The sequence below is a fragment of the Streptomyces sp. NPDC050508 genome (assembly GCF_040655155.1).
Classification (GTDB): Bacteria; Actinomycetota; Actinomycetes; order Streptomycetales; family Streptomycetaceae; genus Streptomyces.
In genome coordinates, this window is sequence record NZ_JBFAJJ010000017.1 from 80,452 (window position 1) to 101,332 (window position 20,881).

Here is a 20,881-nt window from a genome sequence, read left to right on the forward strand (position 1 = left end):
TTGCGGTGCGCGATGTGCTGGTGTGATGATTTCCCTCATGTCTGATCGCGGGGGAAGCGGCATACAGGACAGCGGGAAGTCCGGGGACATACCCCGGTCCCGCCTCTCGGACTACGCGGAGATGAGCGAGGCGGAGGCGCCTCCCGCTCCAACCCGTGACCCTGCCCCTGAGCCTCTGAGCCTCTGAGCAGTGACGTTGCCGCACGCGGCCGGCATGAATTCGCCGTACTGCTGGGCGAGTTCCGCCGTACGGCGGTACTGGTCCCCACGGACGAGGACGACGCACCCCTGGTCGGCGATTTCGGCGGTATCCGGTGGATCTACGCGTTTTCGAACGAGTCGGCGCTGGCGAGGTTCGCGATCGCGAGGGGTGAAGGCGGGCGGGAGTGGCCGTATCAACGGCTGCTGGGCGCCCGTTTGTTGGACGCGGCGGTGCCGGCTGTGAGTGCTGTGGGTGCGCCGTGCGGAGTGGCCCTGGATGTGGGCACCGAGGGCGAAGGGGCGCTGTTTCCACCGGTGTCGGGGATCGTGCCGGAGGCGGCGGCGCTGGACGCGGACACAGACGCAGACGCAGACGCAGACGCAGACGCGGAGGGGATACGGGGATGAGCGGGGACGCGGGCGAGGACATCAAGGCGGCCGGGCTCGACGAGATAGCGCAGGGGATCACCCTGGTGCTGGGCGAGTTGAAGGACCTGGGCATCGACAGCCTTGCCGGAGCGGGCCGCGGATTCTCGGAACTCGCCCTCTCCGGGCTGGAGTTGGGCAACGAGGAGTTGCTGTCGGAGTTCACGTCGTTCTGCGAACGCTGGGAGTGGGGCGTGCGCGCGCTGGTGATCGAGGGCAACAACTTCGCGACGGGCGTGGGTCTTTCGGCAGGGACTCTCTACGAGACGGACCAGTACGTCGAGGGCACGATGAAGATCGTGGTGAACGCGGGGATGGGCAACCCGTACGCGTCGGAGGACGACGTCACCAAGCAGGGCTGGGGCGACCTGGTGCGCAACAACGAGTACACGGGCGGCGTGGACTACAGCGCCGCGTCGATGGACAAGGCGCTGGACAACAGCGAGCAGGCCTACAAGGACGTGGCGCGGGACGTGATGACCTCGCACACGATCGGCCCGCTGGGCCTCAACCCGGCGAACCTGGCGAGCGCGGCGGGACTGAGCGGAGACGAGTACAACGACATGCTCGACGGCCCGTTGGGCCCGTCACCGGAGGAGCGGGCGAAAGCGGCGGAGGCCGCGCAGGAACAGGCTCGGCAGGGCGGCGGGGACGCGGGCTGATGGGGATCGGCGATCTGGTCAACTCCGGTCTGAGCGAGGTCGGCCATGTGGTCGACGCGGGCAAGAAGCTCACGGGCGAACTGGTCGACAAGGGCACGGATGCCGCCGGCGACGCGCTGGACAAGGTCGGCGCACACGACCTCGCGAACAAGGTCGAGAACGCGGGCGACCGCATCGCCTCGGACCTCGGCGCGACCCCGGGCGAGCAGCAGTTGGGCCAGAGCGACCAGCCCAAGGACCTGGTCCACGGCGACGCGAAGGCGATCCGGGCGACGGCCAAGCACCTGACCGACTTCTACGCGGCCTTCGACAAGGTCGGCGACGGCATGCGCAGGCTCAACTCGTCGTCCTGGCAGGGCGAAGCGGCGAATACCTTCCGCGAGAAATTCGCGATGCACCCCACGAGGTGGCTCCAGGCGGCGGACGCCTGCGACGCGGCGGGCAAGGCGCTGTCGTCGTACGCGGACACGGTGGAGTGGGCGCAGGGGCAGGCGCGGGACGCGATCGATCTGTACGGGCCGGGGAAGAAGGCGTCGGACGCGTACAAGGCGAAGCTGACGGCGGCCACGGACGCCAAGGGCAAGCAGCAGGAGCCGTCGACGGACCCGGGCGCAGCCGCCGTACAACGCGCCCACGAGATCCTGAACGAGGCCCGCCGCCAACGCGACGAGGCCGGCCGCACGGCAGCAAGCGCGGTCCGCAAGGCCCTCGCCCACGCCCCCGCCGAACCACCCCCACTGACCCAGCTGAAGGCGGACGCGATCGACGGCTACCAGGCCGTCAACACGGAGATCCTGCACTTCGACGCCGGAGTGGTGAAGGGCACGGCGGGCATCCTGAACTTCGCCCGCGGCCTCAACCCGATGGACCCGTACAACCTGACCCACCCGGCGGCGTACGTCCAGAACGTCAACATGACGCTGGCGGGCCTGGTTTCGACGGGTGCGCATCCGGAGCGGGCCGCGAAGACGATGCTGGAAGACTTCATGAAGGACCCGTCGGAGGGGACGGGACGGCTGCTTCCCAATCTCTTCGGAGACGGGGCGGGGTTGGAGGCGGCGTTCGGGCGGGCCGCGCTCAAGGACGGCGCGGAGAGTGCGGTCGAGACGGGGGTTCAGCGGTCGGCTAAGGATGCGGCCGGGGACGCGGCGGGCGCCGGGCGCAAGGGCGCGACGGAAAACCCCGAGGCCACCAGCCGTCGCCCGGAGGAGACGGTCTGCGAGAGGGACCCCATCGATGTCGCCACGGGCCACATGGTGCTGCCCCAGACCGACGTCTCCCTGCGGGGCTCACTGCCGCTGATCCTCAAGCGCTCGTTCAACTCGGCCTACCGGTCAGGCCGTTGGTTCGGGCCCACGTGGTCGTCGACGGTGGACCAACGCCTGGAGATCGACTCCGAGGGCGTCGTCTTCATCGCCGAGGACGGCCTGCTGCTGGCCTACCCACACCCTGCACCGGGCCTGCCCACCCTCCCCGGCCACGGCCCGCGTTGGCCGCTGAACCGAGAGGACGGCGGCTACACGATCACGGACCCGGAATCCCGCCGGGTGTGGCACTTCACCGACCACACCGACGACTTGGCCGTCCTGGAACAGATCGACGACCGCAACGGCAACTGGATCACCTTCGAGTACGACACTGAAGGCACCCCCCTCGGAGTCACCCACAGCGGCGGCTACGAGCTGAAGTTCACCACGGCGCACGGACGCATAACCGCCCTCACCCTGACCGGGGCGGCGAGCGACGGCTCGGCCCAGGAGATCCTCCGCTACGGCTACACCGACGGCCACCTCACCGAGGTGACCAACTCATCCGGAATCCCACTCCACTTCGGCTGCGACGAACACGGCCGCATCACGTCCTGGACGGATACCAACGGCAGCCGCTTCGACTACGTCTACGACGACGAGGACCGCTGCACCCATCAGTCGGGCGTCGCAGGCCACTTGAACTCCACCTTCACCTACGACACGACCGACCCGGAGACAGGACACCGGGTCACCGCCATCACCGACTCTCTCGGCCACACGGCCCGTTACCAGGTCAACGACCGCGCACAGGTGACAGCCGAGATCGACGAGACGGGATCGGTCACCCGCTACCGCCGCGACCGCCACAACCGCCTCCTGTCCCGGACCGACCCACTCGGCCACACCACCGCCTTCCACTACGACGAGACCGGCAACCTGCTCACGGTCACCCGCCCCGACGGGCGCGAGGCGAGGGCCGAGTACAACGAACTCGGCCTGCCTGCAAGGCTGGTGAACCCGGACGGCACGGTAGTCCGCCAGACATACGACGACCGCGGCAACCGCACCTCGGTGACGGACTCCCTCGGCCACACCACCCGCTTCACGTACGACGCGGCGGGCCACCTCACTTCCGTGGCCGACCCGCTCGGCCAGACCACGACCGTCCACTGCGACCGCACCGGCCTCCCACTGGAGATCACGGACCCGCTGGGCGGGGTCACTTTCTACGAACGTGACAGTTTCGGCCGACCTGTCACATTCACCGACGCACTGGGTGCGGCGACCCATCTGGAGTGGACGACCGAGGGCCACCTGTCCCGCCGCACGGCACCGGACGGCACGACCGAGTCCTGGACGTACGACGGCGAGGGCAACTGCACAAGCCACACAGACCCGTTGGGCGGCATCTCCCACTTCGAGTACACACATTTCGACCTGTTGACGTCCCGCACGGGCCCGGACGGAGTGCGCCACGAGTTCACCCACGACACCGAACTGAACCTCACCCGGGTCACCAACCCACAAGGCCTGACCTGGAGTTACGCCTACGACCCGGCAGGCCGCCCGATCGCGGAGACGGACTTCGACAACCGCACCCTCACCTACACCAACGACCCGGCGGGCCGCCTGACCACCCGCACGAACGCCCTCGGCCAGTCGATCGAGTTCGAGCGCAACGCACTGGGCCAGGTGATCCGCAAGAACGCGGCCGGCCAAGTCACCACGTACGCCTACGACATGACAGACGGACTGGCCCAGGCAACCGGCCCGGACACCACCCTGACGATCCTGCGCGACCGCCACGGCAGAGTCCGCTCGGAGACGGTCGACGGCCGCGAACTGGCGTACGGCTACGACGAGTTCGGCCGCCCCGCAGCCCGCACAACCCCTTCCGGCGCCACCACGACCTGGACGTACGACGAGTCCGGCCGCCGCACCGGCATGACGGCCGCGGGCCGTTCCATCGACTTCACGTACGACGAGGTGGGCCGCGAACTGGCCCGCCGGGTGGGCGAAACGCTCACCCTGGAGCACACCTTCGACGCGGTCGGCCGCCTGACGACCCAGTCGGCAACGGGCTCAACCGGCCGCTCCCTCCAACACCGCGCCTACACCTACCGGGCCGACGGCAACCTGACCGCGATCGACGACCAGCTCTCCGGCTCGCGCCGCTTCGACTTGGACGCGGTCGGTCGGGTGACGGCGGTCCACGCGGCGAACTGGACCGAGCGGTACGCGTACGACGAGGCGGGCAACCAGACGCAGGCTCACTGGCCGACGGGGCACCCAGGCCAGGAGGCGACGGGCGGCCGCGCCTACACCGGCACCCTCATCACCCGCGCAGGCAACGTCCGTTACGAACACGACGCCCTCGGCCGCATCACCCTGCGCCCCAGAAGACCCGCCTGTCCCGGCGGCCGGACACGTGGCGCTACGAGTGGGACGCGGAGGATCGCCTGACGTCAGTGACGACTCCGGACGGCACGCGCTGGCGCTACACATATGACCCTCTCGGCCGCCGCACGGCGAAGCTCCGCCTGGTCGCGGACGCCGAAACGGTCGTAGAGAATGTGCTGTTCACCTGGGACGGCACCACCCTCTGCGAACAGACCACCACGTCCACGGACCTCCCCAACCCGGTGATCCTCACCTGGGACCACCAGGGCCTGAGCCCCATAGCCCAGACAGAACGCATCACGACCGCGGACGCCCCTCAACAGGAGATCGACTCCCGCTTCTTCGCCATCGTCACCGACCTGGTGGGCACCCCCACCGAACTCATCGACGAACAGGGCGACATCGCCTGGCACACCCGCAGCACCCTCTGGGGCACAACAGCCTGGGCGGCCAACAGCACCACCTACACACCGCTCCGCTTCCCGGGGCAGTACTTCGACCCCGAGACGGGGCTGCATTACAACTACTTCCGGCATTACGACCCGGAGATCGCTCGCTACCTCAGCCCGGATCCACTCGGACTCACACCTGCACCGAACCCGGCAACTTATGTCGCCAATCCGCACACATCCTCCGACCCCTATGGACTTGCGTCATGCCCGCAAGGCGAAAAGGGCAATCCGTTCAAAACTCGTACGGATGCAGAGAAAGCAGCCTTCGATCTGGCCGGAGTACCTTACGGGACATCACCTGACGCCGAGTGGACCGTTATGGGTAACGTAAAGCTGGAGAACATGCCGGGACACGTCTATTCACCAGAGCCGACCCATTGGGGAAACTTCCGACAATTCGAGACGGAGGACGGATCCCGCGTTGTCGTAGAGCACACGCATGATCCGGCGGGGCCACACTTCCATGCAGGTGCACCCAAGGGTTTCAATGCAGAGGACCGTTCCCGGAACTGGGTCAACTTCGGCTGGGACAATACCAAGCAAGGGTATGGGACCATGGAACGGTACCGCCAATTGGACAAGCCTGGCGGTGACCACCACTTTTTCTTTGAAGAATAGCGTTACGGAGTTCACTGTGGATGCATCAATCGTTTCCCGACTGCAGAACGCGGGGCTGGAGGTGATTTCCTCTTTTGCGGGTACTGAAGGGCCATCTGCAGAACAAGCATTCCAGCGCGTTGTTCATATCGACGCCAAGCCTGCCCAGCGAATCACGATCAGCGCCGCGAATTCAGCTCTCCAGGTCAACTCATCTTGGAGGTCTCAGGCACTGAGCGCCGGGGTAATTTCCGATGACGGATCATTCTTGGTGGCTGTCGGACTAAAGCATCCATGGGTTCAGGTAAGACTGACGGAAACAACTGACATCTCGGCTCTAGATGGAGCCGCCGATGAACTCCTCTTCGTAGCCCGTTCCATTACTGGCCATCGCGTGTGCGCGGCGACCACCGAAGAGGGTGAGTACTGGATTCTTGTGCTGGATTTTCCTCAGCCGTAGTCAAGCAGGCATCTCGCTCAACTCGCACCACACTGTCTTCCGGTCAACCCCCGGCTCCACGCCCCACCTCACCGCCAGCGCATCAAGTAGCGCCATTCCCCGACCGTGTTCGTCCGTCGCGCCCGCCCGGAGCAGCAGTGGCAACGCGCGCGGGTCCGGATCGGTGACCTCGATGCGCGTGTGGCCGTCATCCGTACCGAGGACGCGGACAGTCACCGGGGTCCCTTCCCCAACATGGTCAATCACGTTCGTCACCAACTCCGTTGCGCAGAGGCGGACGTCGTAGGTGTGGTGGCGGAGGTGGTGGCGCAGTTCCGGTACGGCCTTCGGAGTGGCGAGCAGGCGCAGTTCGAAAGTCACCGTTCCGCCGCCTTGCGGAGGGCGGCGGCGAGTTCGCGGGCGGTGGCGGTGTTGCAGTTCCCGAGCGCGACGAGGCCGGCGTACAGGATGTCCACGCCGAGGGAGGGGAGTGTGATGCCGTGCAGGGCGAGGGCGTCGCGGAGTTCCTCCACGCAGAGGGTCGTGTCGTAGGGGGTGGACATGAACGGGTGCCTCCTGTGCGCTCTGTGACGAACTCCTCACAGACTGGCGTTCCGCTGGCTACCGTAAAAGAGGTTTCGCGTTCGCGACCGGGGCTGCGGAGGAGGGCAAGTGGTGGCACGGGGCAAGGACATCGACGGGTCGATGAGCGTTCCGACCTTCTACGGCAAGGAGTTGAGGTGGAAGCGGGAGGAGGCGGGGCTGTCGTTGGACGCCTTCCTGAAGGGCAGCTTCTACAGCAAGACCTACCTCAGCGACATCGAGCACGGCGAGCGAAGGATGCCGCTGGATCTGGCTCAGCACGCGGACCGGGTGTTGGGGACGGACGGGTTCTTCGAGCGGAACTGTGAGGATGTGCGAAAGGCGCGGAAGGGGGCCCACGCCGAGTACTTCGCCGACGTCCTTGAGTTGGAGGAGCACGCGAGAGAGGTCGAGGAGTGGGATCCGTCCCTGATCCCGGGCCCCCTCCAACTGCCGACATACGTTAGGGCCGTTGTCCTCGCGTCGCACCCCACGTACTCCGAAGAGGCGGTGAGGGAGAAGGTCGAGGCGCGGCGCAAGCGCGCCTGGCTCTTCGAGGATCAGGAGGCGCCCGAGAGCTGGCTCGTACTCCACGAGGAGATCCTCACGAACCCGATCCTCCCACCCGGTGACATGGCCGAACAGCTCGCCCATATCGCAGAGGTGACGCGTAAGCATCGCCGGTCCATTCCGCAGATCCTTCTGCGGAACTCAGGGGCGCACCCGTTCATGATGGGCGCCACCAGGTTCCTGAGCTTTGCTGACGCCCCGCCGATCATGTACACGGAGGGGATGTACAGCGGCCAGTTGATCGACGATCCGGCACTCGTGGGCCAGTACTCGAAGGCATACGGTCGACTCAGGGCCGCTGCGCTACCGCCCGAGGCGTCTCTTAGGCTCATCGAGCAAGCAGCAGAGGACTACCGAAATGGCAAACACGCAGACCGACTTGAGTGAAGCTCTCTGGTTCAAGAGCAGCTACAGCAACGAGAGCGGCGGGGACTGCGTAGAGGTCGCCCACAACCTCCCCGGCCTCGTCCCCGTACGCGACTCAAAGGCCCCCCACCGCCCCGCCCTCATCCTCACCGCCCCCGCCTGGGCCCCCTTCATCGCCTCCCTGAAAGCCACGTGAAGGCGAACCACCTCCTGGAACTGCTCCGGCAGATCACCGACTTGGACGACCCCGCCGTGCGCGGACGTGGTGCCGATGAAGTGACTGACTGGATCCGTTCCTACACGTCGGCCGAAGCCGTCACCTTGGCGACCGTGCTCTCCGCGACCGCGGCCCGCGAGCGGGACCACACCGCCCTGGAGGCGCAACTCCACGCCCTCTTGGAGCTCACGTCTACCGGTCACGTGGAGGACGCGCACATGGCTCATCTGCGCGAGATCGATGTCGCTGAACTGCCCGCCGAGTTCCAGGGATACATCACTGACCTGGACCGGAAGTAACAACGCCCACCAACGCCGAAGGCGACCGCCCACCCGCTGGCAGCCCCCTTCATCACCGCACTCAAGACCCCTGTTGACGAGTCGGGGTTGCTGCGGGCGCCGTAGCCGGTATCGTCGTCGGTGAAGAGGAACGAGCCCCCGCCACGGCGGGTATCCGCGACAGGGGCTCAGGCTCGCTCAGGAGCCTTCGGAGGCCCCTAATTTTGCTGGGGGCCTCCGGCTACCTGGCGATCCACCAGAGCCACCACCTCCTCACGTGCTTGGCCCACGATTCCGGCAGCAACCGGGTGAACCGACACACAAGAGTCAGCCTTGGCTTGGCATGACGTCCCATGGGTGCGCCTCCCTTTTCTCAGGGAGGCGGCCTTTTTTGTACCCGGAGCCGCCTCGCTTCGGGCCGGGCCCCGAGGGGACGGGACCCGGAACAAGGGAGGCGCACCCGAGGGCGCGTCATATGACGGATATTACCGGCAACTCACCTATGCCACGGACCACTTGAGCCAGGCAACGAAAAGGCGGCCACCCCCAGTCAGGGGCAACCGCCTTCAAGCGAACCGGAGTTGGCAGGTCGAGTCAGATCAGACCGCCGACCCCGCCTTCCACTGAGCCCAGTCCATGTTCCACCCGTTCAAGCCGTTGTCGGGAGACACCGTCTTGTCACCGGTGTTGGAGATGACGACCACGTCACCCACGATCGAGTTGTTGTAGAACCACGCCGCCGGCATGTTCTTGTCGCCCGCGCCCTTCACGTCCTGCAGGCCGACGCACCCGTGGCTGGTGTTGACGCTGCCGAACACCGACGGCGAGCCCCAGTAGTTGCCGTGGATGAACGTGCCGGAGCTGGTGAGGCGGATGGCGTGCGGGACGTCCTTGATGTCGTACTCGCCCTTGCCGTCGTCGTCCGTGAAACCGACCGTCGCGCCGTTCATGCGGGTCTGCGTGAACTTCTCGGACATCACCATCTGGCCGTTGTACGTGGTGTGTTCGGGCGAACCGGCCGAGATCGGGATGGTCTTGACGACCTTGCCGTCCTGCTCGACCTTCATCTGCTTCGTCTTCGCGTCCACGTACGAGACCTGGTTGCGGCCGATGTGGAAGGTCACCGTCTTCTGCTGCACGCCGTAGACACCGGAGGCGCCCTCGACGCCGTCGAGCGCGAGCTTCAGCGTGACGGTGGAGTTCTCCTTCCAGTAGTCATCGGGGCGGCAGTCCATGCGCTGGGTGTTGAACCAGTGGCAGACGACTTCCTGGCCGCTGGTGGAGGTGACGGTGACGCCCTTCTGGACGGCGGCCTTGTTCGTGATCGCCTTGTTGAAGTTGATCGAGACGGGCATGCCGACGCCGACCGTGGAGCCGTCCTCGGGAGTGAAGTTCCCTATGAAGCTGTTGGCCGGGGAGACCGTGGTGAACGAGGCGTTCTCGTGGGCGGCGAGGCCCGCGGAGTCCTTGGCGGTGGCCGCGACCTTGTAGGTGGTCGAGCGGTCCAGCTGCGCGCTGGGCTTCCAGCTGAGCTTGTCGGCGGCGATGGTGCCCGCGACGGCCTTGCCGTCCGCCGTCGTCATCGTCACGGCCGTGAGCGTGCCCTTGCTGACAGTCACCGCGGCCGAGTTGTTGATGGAGGCGTTGTCCGAACCGTCCGCAGGCGTGATCTTGATCTGGGCCTCGGAGGACTTCTTCGCCGCCGCCTCGTCGGCCTTGGACTGCGAGCTCTGGCTCGAATCGCTCCCGGACGACTTGTCGTCGCTGCCGGAACACGCCGTGAGCACGAGCACACCGCCGAGCAGTGCGGACGCAGCCACCAGGCTCTTGCGCCGCTTACTGTCCGTCATCACACGTTTCTCCATCGTTGCCGAATCCCCGAAAACCCCGAGCGCCCCGTTAACCAGTTTCTTAAGAAACCAACGCTACGACTGGTGCGCCCCGTTCCGCTTGTCGCCCACATGTGGGGCACGCCACGTCCACCGTGGCCCCCGGAACCGTCTGTGGCGCTCGGAACCGTACGGACGACGAAACCCCGGACGGCGGTTGCCGTCCGGGGTCACTCGCTCCCGCGCACGGCTCAGCCGGCCACTGCCGTCCCGTCTGCATCCTCATCGCCGTCGACATCATCCTCGTCGAGGTCCCAATCCGGCGAATCCGGGTCGTAGTCGATCTCCTCACTGCTCCACGAGGCCTGGGCCAGCTCGACCCCGGGCATCTCACTGACCAGGTCGAACGGGTCCACGAGATAGGCGAGGGCCTCGGCGGTGTCTTCCGTCACAGCGTTCTCGGCGTGCCCGCGTTCGTCGCCGGGCAGCTCGGGATCGTCGGCGATCTTGGCCAGCGCGGCCTTGGTCACGGCGTCCTCGTTCTCGACTTCAAGAACGAGTTCGACACGAAGGCGTACAAAACGTGATGTCTCTGGGGTGCTCATGCCGGGAGCGTACGGCCCACAGCTCCCGTGACTTTCCCGCGACCCGCACAGTTCATTAGCATCGCTCCACACGGCCAATTCGCCAGCGCCACAAGGGGATCGATATTCCGTGTCAACCGCTCGCCGAACGATGCTGACCGCCACCGCCGCGGGCACCCTGCTGGGCGCCCTCTGGTTCGTCCCCTCCGCCAACGCGACGGTGACCAACCAGGCCAGAGTGGAGACTTCGGCGACCCCGACCTCGCAGGTCACCCAGCAGGCGAGGGTGACATCGACGGCCGTCACCCTCTCCTCCGACGACACCCGACTCGCCGACACCGGAAGCCCGAACACCACGCCGTACATCGTCGGCGGCACGGTGTTCCTCGGCCTCGGCGCCGGTTTCGTGGCGTATTCGGTACGACGGGAACGCCTCGGCTTTTAAGTTGCTTGACGTTTCCTTGACTTAAGCTTCATAGTCCGCTCATGAAGAGATCATCGGGCATACGCCTGTGCGCCACCGTCGCGGTGAGCGCACTGTCGCTGGCCCTCATCACCGGCTGCTCCGACGGCGGTTCGGACGACGCCAAGAGCAACACCGCGAACTCCGCCCAGGGTTCGCAGAAGAACAACGCCAAGGCGCTCACCGCCGCCGAGTTGAAGAAGCGGATCCTCGCCCAGGGCGACGTCGACGGCTACAAGGTCGCGGCCGGCGAGGCGATCCCCGGCGGCAGGAGCGGCATCAAGGGCGACGAGAAGTGCAAGCCCCTTCTCTACGTCATGAGCGGCGTCGCCCCGGCCGAGGCGCCCGCGGAGACCAACCGCATGGCCACCGCGGACAAGAAGCCCTCGGCCACCGCCTCCGCCGACCTGGAGGACATGAGCAGCGCCGACGTCGAGAAGGCCCTCACCGACTCCATGAGCGTCGACCTGACGATGGTCGGGCTCTCGTCGTACGACGGTGACGGCGCCGAGAAGGCCTTCAAGGCCGTGTCCGACGCGGTCGCGGGCTGCGCCGGTGGCTTCACGGGGACGGCCGGCGGCGAGAAGCAGAAGTTCACCAAGGTCAGCACCGAAAAGGGCGCGGGGACCGGCGACGAGTCGGTGGCGTACGCGGCGTACGGCGAGCCGGACGCAGCGGACGGCAAGACGCCCGTCGCGCACGCCGAGGTCGTCCGCCACGGGAACGTCGTCGCGACGTACTACACGATGAACATCGGCGCGATGGTCGCCGACAAGGCCTACACGGTCCCGGCCGCGGTGGTCACGGCGCAGTCCGCCAAGCTGAAGTGACGTACAGGGCCCGGCCGTAGCAACGACCGGGCCCCAACAGCCCTACAGCAACGGCCCGTTGGCCAACTCCCTTACCGCAGCGGCCCGGTGACCTTCTCCACGGCCTCGACGACGTGCCCGCCCCGCACGAACGCGTCCGCCGCGGCGAGGTCCGGCGACAGGAACCGGTCCGGCCCCGGGCCCTCAACTCCCGCCGCACGTACGGCGTCAATGACCGCCCGCGAGGCCGGCGCCGGAGCCAGCCCCTCACGCAACTCCACCGCACGCGTGGCCGCATACAGCTCGACGGCGATGATCCGGGTGAGGTTGTCGACGGCGGTGCGCAGCTTGCGCGCGGCCGACCAGCCCATGGAGACGTGGTCCTCCTGCATCGCGGAGGAGGGGATGGAGTCGGCGGAGGCGGGCACCGCCAGCCGCTTCATCTCACTCACCAGCGCGGCCTGCGTGTACTGGGCGATCATCAGCCCGGAGTCGACACCGGCGTCGTCCGCGAGGAACGGCGGCAGCCCGTGCGAGCGGTTCTTGTCGAGCAGCCGGTCGGTACGGCGCTCGGCGATCGAACCGAGGTCGGCGATGGCGATGGCGAGGAAGTCGAGGACGTAAGCCACAGGCGCGCCATGGAAGTTGCCGTTGGACTCCACCCGACCGTCGGGCAGCACAACGGGGTTGTCGACGGCCGACGCCAACTCCCGCTCGGCGACGAGCCGTGCGTGCGCGATCGTGTCCCGGCCCGCACCGGCGACCTGCGGAGCACACCGCACCGAGTAGGCGTCCTGGACGCGGGGCGCGCCGTCCTGGTGGTGCCCGGTCAGCTCCGAACCGGCAAGCACGGCAAGCATGTTGGCGGCACTGGCACCCTGCCCCGGGTGCGGGCGGATCGCGTGCAGCTCGGGCGCGAGCACCTTGTCGGTACCGAGCAGCGCCTCCAGACTCAGCGCCGCCGTAACGTCGGCGGACTTGTAGAGCATGTCCAGATCGGCGAGGGCCATGACCAGCATGCCGAGCATGCCGTCGGTACCGTTGAGAAGAGCGAGCCCCTCCTTCTCCCGCAGTTCGACGGGCGCGATACCGGCGTCGGCGAGCAGCTCACCAGCAGGCTTCACGACCCCGACCGGACCCTCGGCGTCACCCTCGCCCATGAGCGTGAGCGCACAGTGGGAGAGCGGCGCCAGGTCACCGGAGCAACCCAGAGAGCCGTATTCGTGGACGACAGGCGTGATCCCGGCGTTGAGCACATCGGCCATGGTCTGCGCGACCTCGGGCCGCACACCGGTATGCCCCGAGCAGACGGTCTTGAGCCGCAGGAACATAAGCGCCCGTACGACCTCCCGCTCCACCCGCGGCCCCATCCCAGCGGCATGCGAACGAACAATATTGCGCTGCAACTGCGCCCGCAGTTCCGGGCTGATGTGCCGAGACGCCAACGCCCCGAACCCGGTGCTCACGCCGTACACGGGCTCCGGCTTGGCCGCCAGCGCGTCCACGATCTCCCGCGCCGCCGCAAGCGCCGAGACGGCCTCACCGGAAAGCTCGATCCGGGCGCCCCCACGCGCCACGGCGAGGACGTCGGACGCGGTGACCCCGGACGTCCCCACCACCACAGTGTGCATATCCATATTCAGGAGCGTACGCACTGAATGCAGCGGTGTCACTACCGGGTCACCGGTTAGACCCTTACAGATAGGTCACTGGGCCGAGCGGGCCGGCAGTCGCGTACGGCGGCAAGGCGTCGTGTCGGGGGGTGTCCGCCCGCAGCGGTTGGCGCGTCAACACCCCCACATTCTTGAGTGACCGATTCCGCGCCGTTCCGAGGACGGATACCCCCCGACACGGCACCGACCCACAACGCACCCCAGGCGAACAACCCACACACCCGCACCCGCCCATCACGCCCGCCGCCCCCGGAACCGCCGCCGCTCGGCAGGCATCTCCGGCGTAGGGGAGTCCGCAAGCTGCACCACAGGATCATCCGGCCCGTCCCGCCCGGCGACCACCGGCTTGTCCGCACGGAGCGCCTTCGCGCGGTACTGGGCAGCGTCGGCCAGCCGGAACAACCGCCGCCCGGAACGCACCACCCCGATCGGATCCTCGGTCGACGCGACCCCGCACGCAACACCCTCACCCAGCTCCAACTCGGCCGCGCGGCGACACAGTTCAACGGCCGCGTCGACCACCTCATCGGCCGGCGGCCCGACCGCGAGCAGGCAGAACTCGTCGCCGCCGAGCCGCGCCGCGAGCGCGCCCGGCAGCATGGCTCCGCACAACGACAGCACCGAACCGAAGCGTTCGAGCAGCCGGTCCCCCACCGCATGCCCCCGGGTGTCGTTGACGCGCTTGAGCCCGTTGAGGTCGCACACCACCAGGCTGACCACAACCCCGTCGCGCCGATGCCGCTCGATCGCCTCGTCGAGCCGCACGTCGACGGCACGACGGTTGGCGAGCCCGGTGAGCGCGTCCGTGAAGGCGAGCCGCCGCGCCTCCTCCAGCCGCTCGGTCTGCGCGATCCCGGCCGCGACGACGGAGGCCAGCACGGTCGCGAAGTCGGCGTCCCCCCGGTCGAACACGGCCGCACCGACCGGCCGCGCCACATACAGCTCACCCCACGCCCGCCCGTGCAGCACGATCGGGGCGACCACACAGCATCCGCGCCTACGACGCCGTAGGGCCGCCACGCGTTGGTGGCAGTAGCCGGGGCTGCCCGCGGCCGGGCCCTCGGCGGTCTCGACCCAGGCGTTGGGCTCACCGCCGCCGGCCCACCGCTCGTGCAGGAACTCGGTGATCTCCGGGAACTGGTGCACCGGATAGGTCTCGCCGTCCGGGAACTCCTCCTCGCCCGCGGCCCGCTCCCCCACGTTCACCAGGACCCGCAGCCGCCCCAGCTCCCGCTCCCACACGGAGAGGGCGGCGAAACTCCCGGTCAGCGCCCGGCACGCGCCGGACGCCGCCGCCCGCCAGGACTCCCGCGGGGTGTGCGCCGCCGCCATCCCCTGCGCCAGCTCCACCACGGCCGCCAGCCGCCTGTCCTCACCCATCACTCCAGGCTAGGGACATTGAGGACATATAGGGATATCAATGCGGCGAACGAGTACCTACTCCCCCGGCCACTCCGGCTTCCGCTTCTCGTTGAACGCCGCCACGCCCTCCGCCCGGTCCCCCGAGAACGCCACCGACCGCCACGCCGCGTCCTCGACCTCAAGACCGGCCCGCAGATCCAGCCCGTGCCCGAGCCGCAGCGCCCGCTTGGCCGCCCGGAGCCCGACGGGCGAGTTCGCGGCGATGCGCGAGCCCAGCGCCAGCGCCTCCTCGCGATCCTGGCCGGCGTCCACCAGGACGTCCACCAGGCCCAGTTCCGCCGCCTCCGCCGCCTCCAACCGCCGTGCGGTGAAGATGAGTTCGGCAGCGCGGGCCGCGCCCACCCGCCGGGGCAGCAACTGCGTACCGCCGCCCCCGGGAATCACGCCCACCGAGACCTCCGGCAGCCCCACCACGGCGGTGCGGTCCGCCACGATCAGGTCGCAGGACAGGGCGAGTTCGAAGCCGCCGCCCAGCGCGAAGCCGTGCACGGCGGCGATCGTCGGCATCGGGAGTTCCAGGACCCCGGTGTACGCCGCACGCGCGAGCGGGCGCTGTCGTACGAGTTCCGCATCGCTCAACGAGTTGCGCTCCTTCAGGTCCGCGCCCACGCAGAACGCCCGCTCGTGCGAGGAGGTCACCACGGTCACGCGTACGTCCCGGTCCGCCGCCAGTGCAGCGCACGCCTCGGCGATCGAGCCCGCCATCGCCGTGGAGACGGCGTTCATGGCCTTGGGCCGGTCCAGGACGAGTTCCGCGACGTACCCGTGCCGCCGCACCAGCACGAACTCCCCGAACCGCTCCTCGGACCGCTCCGCACTCATGACAGCCTCCTGGTTAACGTGGGTTAACAGAACTCGCCCCGATCATCGCACGGGCCTTCCCCGTTCGGGTGACATCCCGCCCAACTCCCGCCGCACCGCCCGTAGAAGCGCATAACGTGCGGGCGCCACACCACAGGGGAGAGATCATGACGACGACCACGAAGGCGGAGCGGGCCGAGGACACCGCGGACATAGAGCCGCCGCCCCTCCCCCGGTCCCCGCGCGGCCGGCACCGCCGTCCCCGCCCGCGCAAGATCCTGTTCGCCGTCGGAGGGCTCGCCGTGGCCGCCGGTGTGCTGAGCCTCGTACGGCTGACGCCCGAGTCGGGAGTCGGCGGGCTGGGTACGGCAGAGGCGGACCCCCGCCCGGACCCGGGCACCGGAACCGGCGACGGCACCGACCGCCCGGCCAACGCGGCCGCCACGATCAGCGCCGACCCGACGGCGATCCCCTCGGCGACCTCGGTGATGGGAGGCGTGAGCGCGACTCCGACCATGACCTCCGGGGTCGTACCGACTCCGTATGCGACCGCGGCACCCACGGCCGCCGCGGACCCGACGACCATTCCCGAGACGGCTACGGCCACCACGCCCCCGCCCGCACCTCAGGAACCGGCCCCGCACCGGACGTCGACCACGGCACCCGCACCCGCCTCAACGCCCACGCCCACGCCCACCCCGAGCCGAACCGCCAACTCCCCTGCCCCCGCGCCGAGTCGGCCAAGCCTCTGCGTGCCGATCATCGGCCTCTGCGTGGACGAGGTCCTACGCCGGTGACGAGTCCCGGCGCGTGAGCAGCCACGGCTCGACCACGCCGAGGCCGCGCACCGGGCGCTGCCACATCGGCTGGAGCGCGAAGCGATAGGTCGGGGGTTCCTCGCCCTCCTTCTCGGCGGTGGCCGCGGCTTCGGCGGCCTCCGCCTCGGAGGCGGGAGCCTCACCGCTGCGGATGAGTTCCTCCGCGAAGTCGCTGTCGACGAGGACAGCGTCGCGAGGCGCTATCGAGGTGAGCCGGGAGGCGAGGTTGACCGTCGTCCCGAAGACGTCGCCCATGCGGGTCGTGACCGTGCCGAAGGCCATGCCGACGCGCAGTTCGGGCATGGTCTCGTCGTTGGCCATGGTCTCGATCAGGCGCAGCGCGATCTCGGCGGCGACTCCGGCGTCGTCCGCGGAGAACAGGACCTCGTCGCCCAGGGTCTTGATGAGACGGCCACCGCGCGCTGCCACCAGGTCGGCGGCGGTGGTCTCGAAGGCCTCGACGAGCTCGCCGAGTTCCTCCTCCTCCATGCGGCGCGTCAGCCGCGTGAAGCCGACGAGGTCGGCGAAGCCCACCGCCAGCCGCCGGTCGACCATCTCCTCGTCGTCACCGGCCTGAACGACCCGGCCCGCCGAGGCGGCGAGCTGGCGCCGCCAGACGTAGACGAGGAACTCCTCCAGCTCGGGCAGCAGCAGCTCGATGATCGGGTACGTCACCTCGGTGCGGGACATGCCCGGTTCCGGCGGCTCGGTGAGGCCCTCCAGGAACGAGTCCATCTGCCAGCCGGCCAGCCGCGCGGTGGTCTGTCCGGTGGAGCGGGCCACCTGCACCGCCATCGCCTCGCTCAGCAGCCCCGCCTCGACGAGACCGGCGAGGCGTCGCAGCGCGAGGACGTCCGCCTCCGTGAACGCTTTGGCCTGGCCGACGTCGGCGAAGCCCATGGCCCGCCAGAAGCGGGTGGCCAGCTCCATGGAGACACCGGCGGTGCGGGCCGCCTGGAACGGGGTGTAGCGGCGCTCGGCGCCCAGGATGAGCCCTTCGAGGCGCAGCGCGAGCGGGTCCTCACCGGAATCGCCGGAATCCGCGGCATCGGGGTCCACCCGGCCGTCCGCGTCCGCGCCGGAGCCCGTGTCGTCGACGGTCACGCCTGCTGCCCTTCCGATCTGCCACGGTCAGGTATCGACCGGGCCCAATGCTACGGCAGGTGTGGGCCAGCTCACTCCGTGAGTCACACGGACAGAGCCGCCACAAGAGCGGTCGGGGTCACGCGGGGCGCAGGTGGACGATGTCGCCCGCCCCCACGGGCTCCTGCACGCCGTCCTCGGTAGCCAGTACGAGGCGCCCGTCGCCGTCGATCGCGACGGCCTCGCCGGTGATGGACCGGTCCCCCGGCAGCTCGGCCCGTACCAGCCGCCCGAGCGTCGAACAGCCGGCCGCGTAGGTCTCCTGGAGGCCGCTCGCGGCCGGGTCGCCGCCCGCCGCGCGCCACTTGTCGTACCAGTGCTCCAGGGACCGTAGAACCGCCCGAAGAAGGGGATCGCGGTCCGTGGTGACCGCCCCGGCCAGGGCCAGGGAGGCCGCCTGGGGCACGGGCAGCTCGTCCTCGCGCAGGGTGACGTTGATGCCGACGCCGACGATCACGGCGTCGTCCCCGGCGCGCTCGGCGAGGATGCCGCCGGCCTTGCGTTCCTCGCCGTCGACAGTCACCAGGAGGTCGTTGGGCCACTTGAGTGCCGTGTCGACGCCGGCCGACCGGGACAGGCCCGTCGCGACGGCGACACCCGTAAGCAGCGGAAGCCAGCCCCAGCGGGCCACGGGGACGTCGCTCGGCTTGAGGAGGACCGAGAAGAAGAGGCCGGAGCGGGCCGGTGCCGTCCACTGCCGGTCGAGCCGTCCCCGCCCGGAGGTCTGCTCCTCGGCGACCAGGACGGCGCCCTCGTCCGCCTTGCCCGCGGCGGCCAGGGCGACGAGGTCGGAGTTGGTGGAACCGGTGCGCTGCACGACGTCCATGCCGGTCCACAGCCCGCCCGCACGCACGAGCCCGCGCCGCAGTGCGCCGGGGTTGAGGGGCGGCCGTTCCAGATCGGACCAACGGCTGCTGTCGTCTGAGGCATCTCGCGGCGTCATGCAAGCCACCCTAGGTGTGTTGTACGCCGCACTGCCGATCGGTAGGCCCGCCACTACTCTACGGATGAGTAACCCGTCCCCCTTTTGAGCAGGCAGGGAGCCGTAATCCCGATGTCCGAGCCGGAAGCGCCTCAAGAGATCGACATTCACACGACCGCCGGGAAGATCGCGGATCTTCAGCGCCGTACCCAGGAGGCGACGCACGCGGGCTCGGCACGGGCGGTCGAAAAGCAGCACGCCAAGGGCAAGTTGACGGCCCGTGAGCGGATCGACCTGCTCCTCGACGAGGACTCCTTCGTAGAGTTCGACGAGTTGACCCGGCACCGCTCCACCGACTTCGGCCTGGAGAAGAACCGCCCCTACGGCGACGGAGTCGTCTCCGGCTACGGCACGGTCGACGGCCGCCCCATCGCCGTGTTCTCCCAGGACTTCACGGTCTTCGGCGGCGCGTTGGGCGAGGTCTACGGCCAGAAGATCGTCAAGGTGATGGACTTCGCGCTGAAGACGGGCTGCCCGGTCATCGGCATCAACGACTCCGGCGGCGCCCGCATCCAGGAGGGCGTCGCGTCCCTCGGCGCGTACGGCGAGATCTTCCGCCGCAACACCCACGCGAGCGGCGTGATCCCGCAGATCAGCCTGGTCGTGGGCCCGTGCGCGGGCGGCGCGGTCTACTCTCCCGCGATCACCGACTTCACGGTGATGGTCGACCAGACCTCGCACATGTTCATCACAGGACCGGACGTCATCAAGACGGTCACGGGCGAGGACGTGGGCTTCGAGGAGTTGGGCGGTGCGCGCACCCACAACTCGGTGTCGGGCGTGGCCCATCACATGGCGGGCGACGAGAAGGACGCGATCGAGTACGTCAAGCAGTTGCTGTCGTACCTCCCGTCCAACAACCTCAGCGAACCCCCGGCGTTCCCCGAGGAGGCGGACCTCACCGTCACGGACGAGGACCGCGAGCTGGACACGCTCGTCCCGGACAGCGCGAACCAGCCGTACGACATGCACACGGTGATCGAACACGTCCTGGACGACGCGGAGTTCTTCGAGACCCAACCACTCTTCGCGCCGAACATCCTCACCGGGTTCGGCCGGGTCGAGGGCCGCCCGGTGGGCATCGTGGCCAACCAGCCCATGCAGTTCGCGGGTTGCCTGGACATCGACGCGTCCGAGAAGGCCGCACGCTTCGTCCGCACCTGCGACGCGTTCAACGTCCCGGTCATCACGTTCGTGGACGTCCCCGGCTTCCTGCCGGGCGTCGACCAGGAGCACTACGGCATCATCCGCAGAGGCGCGAAGCTGATCTACGCCTACGCGGAAGCGACAGTCCCTCTCATCACGGTGATCACCCGCAAGGCCTTCGGCGGCGCCTACGACGTCATGGGCTCCAAGCACCTCGGCGCCGACCTCAACCTGGCCTGGCCGACCGCCCAGATCGCCGTCATGGGCGCCCAGGGCGCGGTCAACATCCTGCACCGCCGCACGCTCGCCGAGGCGGACGCGGCCGGGGAGAACCTGGAGGCGGTACGCGCCCGCCTCATCCAGGAGTACGAGGACACCCTCCTCAACCCGTACATCGCGGCCGAGCGCGGCTACATCGACGCGGTGGTCCTCCCCTCCGACACCCGCCGCCACGTCGTACGGGGCCTGCGCCAACTCCGCACCAAGCGCGAGTCCCTGCCCCCGAAGAAGCACGGCAACATCCCCCTGTAGAGGAGCCGCTGTGACAATCAAGGTCGTAAGGGGCAACCCGACCCCGGAGGAGCTGGCCGCCGCGTTGGCGGTGGTAAGGGCACGCGCAGCCGCGGCGGCGACCGCATCGCCGGGCGCCCCGAGGCAGCGCGACGCGTGGTCCGACCCGTCCCGCATCGCGAGCGCGAGGCTCCCCCACCCGGGGCCAAGTGCATGGACCCGCACGTTCTGGCCGGGCTAAGGGCAGCCCTCTAAAGGGGC

General features: G+C 68.6%; 21 protein-coding genes and 1 pseudogene. 13 read left to right on the top strand and 9 right to left on the bottom strand.

All coding sequences use genetic code 11. The features are described 5' to 3' along the window. The first annotated feature begins 121 nt into the window (after window positions 1-121). The 5 genes and pseudogenes from AB0I69_RS37565 (at window position 122) to AB0I69_RS37585 (ending at window position 6,448) form a co-directional block, all read left to right on the top strand. Window positions 122-609, top strand: a pseudogene (locus AB0I69_RS37565) (hypothetical protein). Next, complete coding sequence (locus AB0I69_RS37570; RefSeq protein WP_363100229.1) at window positions 606-1,289, top strand: hypothetical protein; 684 nt, start codon at window positions 606-608, stop codon at window positions 1,287-1,289. The pseudogene AB0I69_RS37565 and the gene AB0I69_RS37570 overlap by 4 nt, the downstream one beginning before the upstream one ends. Beyond that, a complete protein-coding gene (locus tag AB0I69_RS37575) occupies window positions 1,289-5,002 on the top strand; it encodes a putative T7SS-secreted protein (protein WP_363100230.1) in 3,714 nt (1,237 codons plus the stop codon). Before AB0I69_RS37570 ends, AB0I69_RS37575 begins: the two co-directional genes overlap by 1 nt. A 5-nt stretch (window positions 5,003-5,007) precedes the next feature. Continuing rightward, the gene (locus AB0I69_RS37580) at window positions 5,008-6,009 is read left to right on the top strand and encodes an RHS repeat-associated core domain-containing protein (RefSeq protein ID WP_363100231.1); all 1,002 of its coding nucleotides are present in this window, start codon (window positions 5,008-5,010) and stop codon (window positions 6,007-6,009) included. After that, window positions 5,981-6,448 carry a hypothetical protein gene (locus tag AB0I69_RS37585; RefSeq protein WP_363100232.1) on the top strand — a complete coding sequence of 156 codons (468 nt, stop codon included), beginning with the start codon at window positions 5,981-5,983 and terminating at the stop codon, window positions 6,446-6,448. The genes AB0I69_RS37580 and AB0I69_RS37585 overlap by 29 nt, the downstream gene beginning before the upstream one ends. On the opposite strand, the gene AB0I69_RS37590 is transcribed toward AB0I69_RS37585, so the two are convergent. Both AB0I69_RS37590 and AB0I69_RS37595 read right to left on the bottom strand, forming a co-directional pair. Next, entirely contained in the window at window positions 6,449-6,808 is a 360-nt protein-coding gene (locus AB0I69_RS37590) for an ATP-binding protein (protein WP_363100233.1), read from the bottom strand. Beyond that, a complete protein-coding gene (locus AB0I69_RS37595; RefSeq protein WP_363100234.1) occupies window positions 6,805-6,990 on the bottom strand; it encodes a hypothetical protein in 186 nt (61 codons plus the stop codon). The genes AB0I69_RS37590 and AB0I69_RS37595 overlap by 4 nt, the downstream gene beginning before the upstream one ends. 112 nt (window positions 6,991-7,102) lie before the next feature. On the opposite strand from AB0I69_RS37595, the gene AB0I69_RS37600 reads away from it, so the two are divergent. Genes AB0I69_RS37600 through AB0I69_RS37610 form a run of 3 tightly spaced genes read left to right on the top strand, consistent with a single transcriptional unit; the run spans window position 7,103 to window position 8,461 of the window. After that, on the top strand, window positions 7,103-7,966 hold the full coding sequence (locus tag AB0I69_RS37600; RefSeq protein WP_363100235.1) for a helix-turn-helix transcriptional regulator: 864 nt from the start codon (window positions 7,103-7,105) through the stop codon (window positions 7,964-7,966). Next, window positions 7,938-8,141: a DUF397 domain-containing protein gene (locus tag AB0I69_RS37605; protein WP_363100236.1), complete on the top strand. Its 204-nt coding sequence runs from the start codon at window positions 7,938-7,940 to the stop codon at window positions 8,139-8,141. Before AB0I69_RS37600 ends, AB0I69_RS37605 begins: the two co-directional genes overlap by 29 nt. After that, window positions 8,138-8,461 carry a hypothetical protein gene (locus AB0I69_RS37610; protein WP_363100237.1) on the top strand — a complete coding sequence of 108 codons (324 nt, stop codon included), beginning with the start codon at window positions 8,138-8,140 and terminating at the stop codon, window positions 8,459-8,461. The genes AB0I69_RS37605 and AB0I69_RS37610 overlap by 4 nt, the downstream gene beginning before the upstream one ends. Window positions 8,462-9,039: 578 nt before the next feature. On the opposite strand, the gene AB0I69_RS37615 is transcribed toward AB0I69_RS37610, so the two are convergent. Together AB0I69_RS37615 and AB0I69_RS37620 are read right to left on the bottom strand one after the other, a co-directional pair. Further along, window positions 9,040-10,290, bottom strand: a complete 1,251-nt coding sequence (locus AB0I69_RS37615; protein ID WP_363100238.1) for an Ig-like domain-containing protein — start codon at window positions 10,288-10,290, stop codon at window positions 9,040-9,042. A gap of 230 nt (window positions 10,291-10,520) precedes the next feature. Then, on the bottom strand, window positions 10,521-10,874 hold the full coding sequence (locus tag AB0I69_RS37620; protein WP_363100239.1) for a hypothetical protein: 354 nt from the start codon (window positions 10,872-10,874) through the stop codon (window positions 10,521-10,523). A 130-nt stretch (window positions 10,875-11,004) separates the two neighbouring features. On the opposite strand from AB0I69_RS37620, the gene AB0I69_RS37625 reads away from it, so the two are divergent. Continuing rightward, window positions 11,005-11,298 (top strand): LAETG motif-containing sortase-dependent surface protein, encoded by a 294-nt coding sequence (locus tag AB0I69_RS37625; protein ID WP_363100353.1) that lies wholly within the window; start codon window positions 11,005-11,007, stop codon window positions 11,296-11,298. A 41-nt stretch (window positions 11,299-11,339) separates the two neighbouring features. Continuing rightward, the gene (locus AB0I69_RS37630; RefSeq protein ID WP_363100240.1) at window positions 11,340-12,146 is read left to right on the top strand and encodes a hypothetical protein; all 807 of its coding nucleotides are present in this window, start codon (window positions 11,340-11,342) and stop codon (window positions 12,144-12,146) included. A 71-nt stretch (window positions 12,147-12,217) separates the two neighbouring features. Here AB0I69_RS37630 and hutH read toward each other — a convergent pair whose 3' ends face one another. From hutH to AB0I69_RS37645, 3 genes are all read right to left on the bottom strand, one after another. Further along, complete coding sequence (gene hutH, locus AB0I69_RS37635) at window positions 12,218-13,756, bottom strand: histidine ammonia-lyase (RefSeq protein WP_363100354.1); 1,539 nt, start codon at window positions 13,754-13,756, stop codon at window positions 12,218-12,220. A gap of 276 nt (window positions 13,757-14,032) precedes the next feature. Then, complete coding sequence (locus tag AB0I69_RS37640; protein ID WP_363100241.1) at window positions 14,033-15,178, bottom strand: sensor domain-containing diguanylate cyclase; 1,146 nt, start codon at window positions 15,176-15,178, stop codon at window positions 14,033-14,035. A 57-nt stretch (window positions 15,179-15,235) separates the two neighbouring features. Further along, a complete protein-coding gene (locus AB0I69_RS37645) occupies window positions 15,236-16,042 on the bottom strand; it encodes an enoyl-CoA hydratase-related protein (RefSeq protein WP_363100242.1) in 807 nt (268 codons plus the stop codon). 146 nt (window positions 16,043-16,188) lie between these two features. Between AB0I69_RS37645 and AB0I69_RS37650 the strand changes: the two genes are divergently transcribed. Then, window positions 16,189-16,818, top strand: a complete 630-nt coding sequence (locus AB0I69_RS37650) for a hypothetical protein (protein WP_363100243.1) — start codon at window positions 16,189-16,191, stop codon at window positions 16,816-16,818. Here the strand turns inward: AB0I69_RS37650 and AB0I69_RS37655 are convergent. Both AB0I69_RS37655 and AB0I69_RS37660 read right to left on the bottom strand, forming a co-directional pair. Next, the gene (locus AB0I69_RS37655) at window positions 16,807-17,943 is read right to left on the bottom strand and encodes an adenylate/guanylate cyclase domain-containing protein (RefSeq protein ID WP_363100244.1); all 1,137 of its coding nucleotides are present in this window, start codon (window positions 17,941-17,943) and stop codon (window positions 16,807-16,809) included. The genes AB0I69_RS37650 and AB0I69_RS37655 overlap by 12 nt on opposite strands. Window positions 17,944-18,061: 118 nt before the next feature. After that, window positions 18,062-18,925, bottom strand: a complete 864-nt coding sequence (locus AB0I69_RS37660; protein ID WP_363100245.1) for a biotin--[acetyl-CoA-carboxylase] ligase — start codon at window positions 18,923-18,925, stop codon at window positions 18,062-18,064. A gap of 111 nt (window positions 18,926-19,036) precedes the next feature. Here AB0I69_RS37660 and AB0I69_RS37665 point away from each other — a divergent pair, with 111 nt between their 5' ends. Both AB0I69_RS37665 and AB0I69_RS37670 read left to right on the top strand, forming a co-directional pair. After that, window positions 19,037-20,641, top strand: a complete 1,605-nt coding sequence (locus AB0I69_RS37665) for an acyl-CoA carboxylase subunit beta (protein ID WP_363100246.1) — start codon at window positions 19,037-19,039, stop codon at window positions 20,639-20,641. Window positions 20,642-20,651: 10 nt separating this feature from the next. After that, complete coding sequence (locus AB0I69_RS37670) at window positions 20,652-20,861, top strand: acyl-CoA carboxylase subunit epsilon (protein ID WP_363100247.1); 210 nt, start codon at window positions 20,652-20,654, stop codon at window positions 20,859-20,861. The last annotated feature ends 20 nt before the right edge of the window (window positions 20,862-20,881 follow it).

Excerpts from the sequence above, each read along its gene's own strand:
- AB0I69_RS37570 (WP_363100229.1), top strand. The coding sequence starts at position 606 with ATGAGCGGGGACGCGGGCGAGGACATCAAGGCGGCCGGGCTCGACGAG.
- AB0I69_RS37575 (WP_363100230.1), top strand. The coding sequence starts at position 1,289 with ATGGGGATCGGCGATCTGGTCAACTCCGGTCTGAGCGAGGTCGGCCAT.
- AB0I69_RS37595 (WP_363100234.1), bottom strand. The coding sequence starts at position 6,990 with ATGTCCACCCCCTACGACACGACCCTCTGCGTGGAGGAACTCCGCGAC.
- AB0I69_RS37605 (WP_363100236.1), top strand. The coding sequence starts at position 7,938 with ATGGCAAACACGCAGACCGACTTGAGTGAAGCTCTCTGGTTCAAGAGC.
- AB0I69_RS37615 (WP_363100238.1), bottom strand. The coding sequence starts at position 10,290 with ATGACGGACAGTAAGCGGCGCAAGAGCCTGGTGGCTGCGTCCGCACTG.
- AB0I69_RS37620 (WP_363100239.1), bottom strand. The coding sequence starts at position 10,874 with ATGAGCACCCCAGAGACATCACGTTTTGTACGCCTTCGTGTCGAACTC.
- AB0I69_RS37625 (WP_363100353.1), top strand. The coding sequence starts at position 11,005 with ATGCTGACCGCCACCGCCGCGGGCACCCTGCTGGGCGCCCTCTGGTTC.
- AB0I69_RS37630 (WP_363100240.1), top strand. The coding sequence starts at position 11,340 with ATGAAGAGATCATCGGGCATACGCCTGTGCGCCACCGTCGCGGTGAGC.
- hutH (WP_363100354.1), bottom strand. The coding sequence starts at position 13,756 with ATGCACACTGTGGTGGTGGGGACGTCCGGGGTCACCGCGTCCGACGTC.
- AB0I69_RS37640 (WP_363100241.1), bottom strand. The coding sequence starts at position 15,178 with ATGGGTGAGGACAGGCGGCTGGCGGCCGTGGTGGAGCTGGCGCAGGGG.
- AB0I69_RS37645 (WP_363100242.1), bottom strand. The coding sequence starts at position 16,042 with ATGAGTGCGGAGCGGTCCGAGGAGCGGTTCGGGGAGTTCGTGCTGGTG.
- AB0I69_RS37650 (WP_363100243.1), top strand. The coding sequence starts at position 16,189 with ATGACGACGACCACGAAGGCGGAGCGGGCCGAGGACACCGCGGACATA.
- AB0I69_RS37660 (WP_363100245.1), bottom strand. The coding sequence starts at position 18,925 with ATGACGCCGCGAGATGCCTCAGACGACAGCAGCCGTTGGTCCGATCTG.
- AB0I69_RS37665 (WP_363100246.1), top strand. The coding sequence starts at position 19,037 with ATGTCCGAGCCGGAAGCGCCTCAAGAGATCGACATTCACACGACCGCC.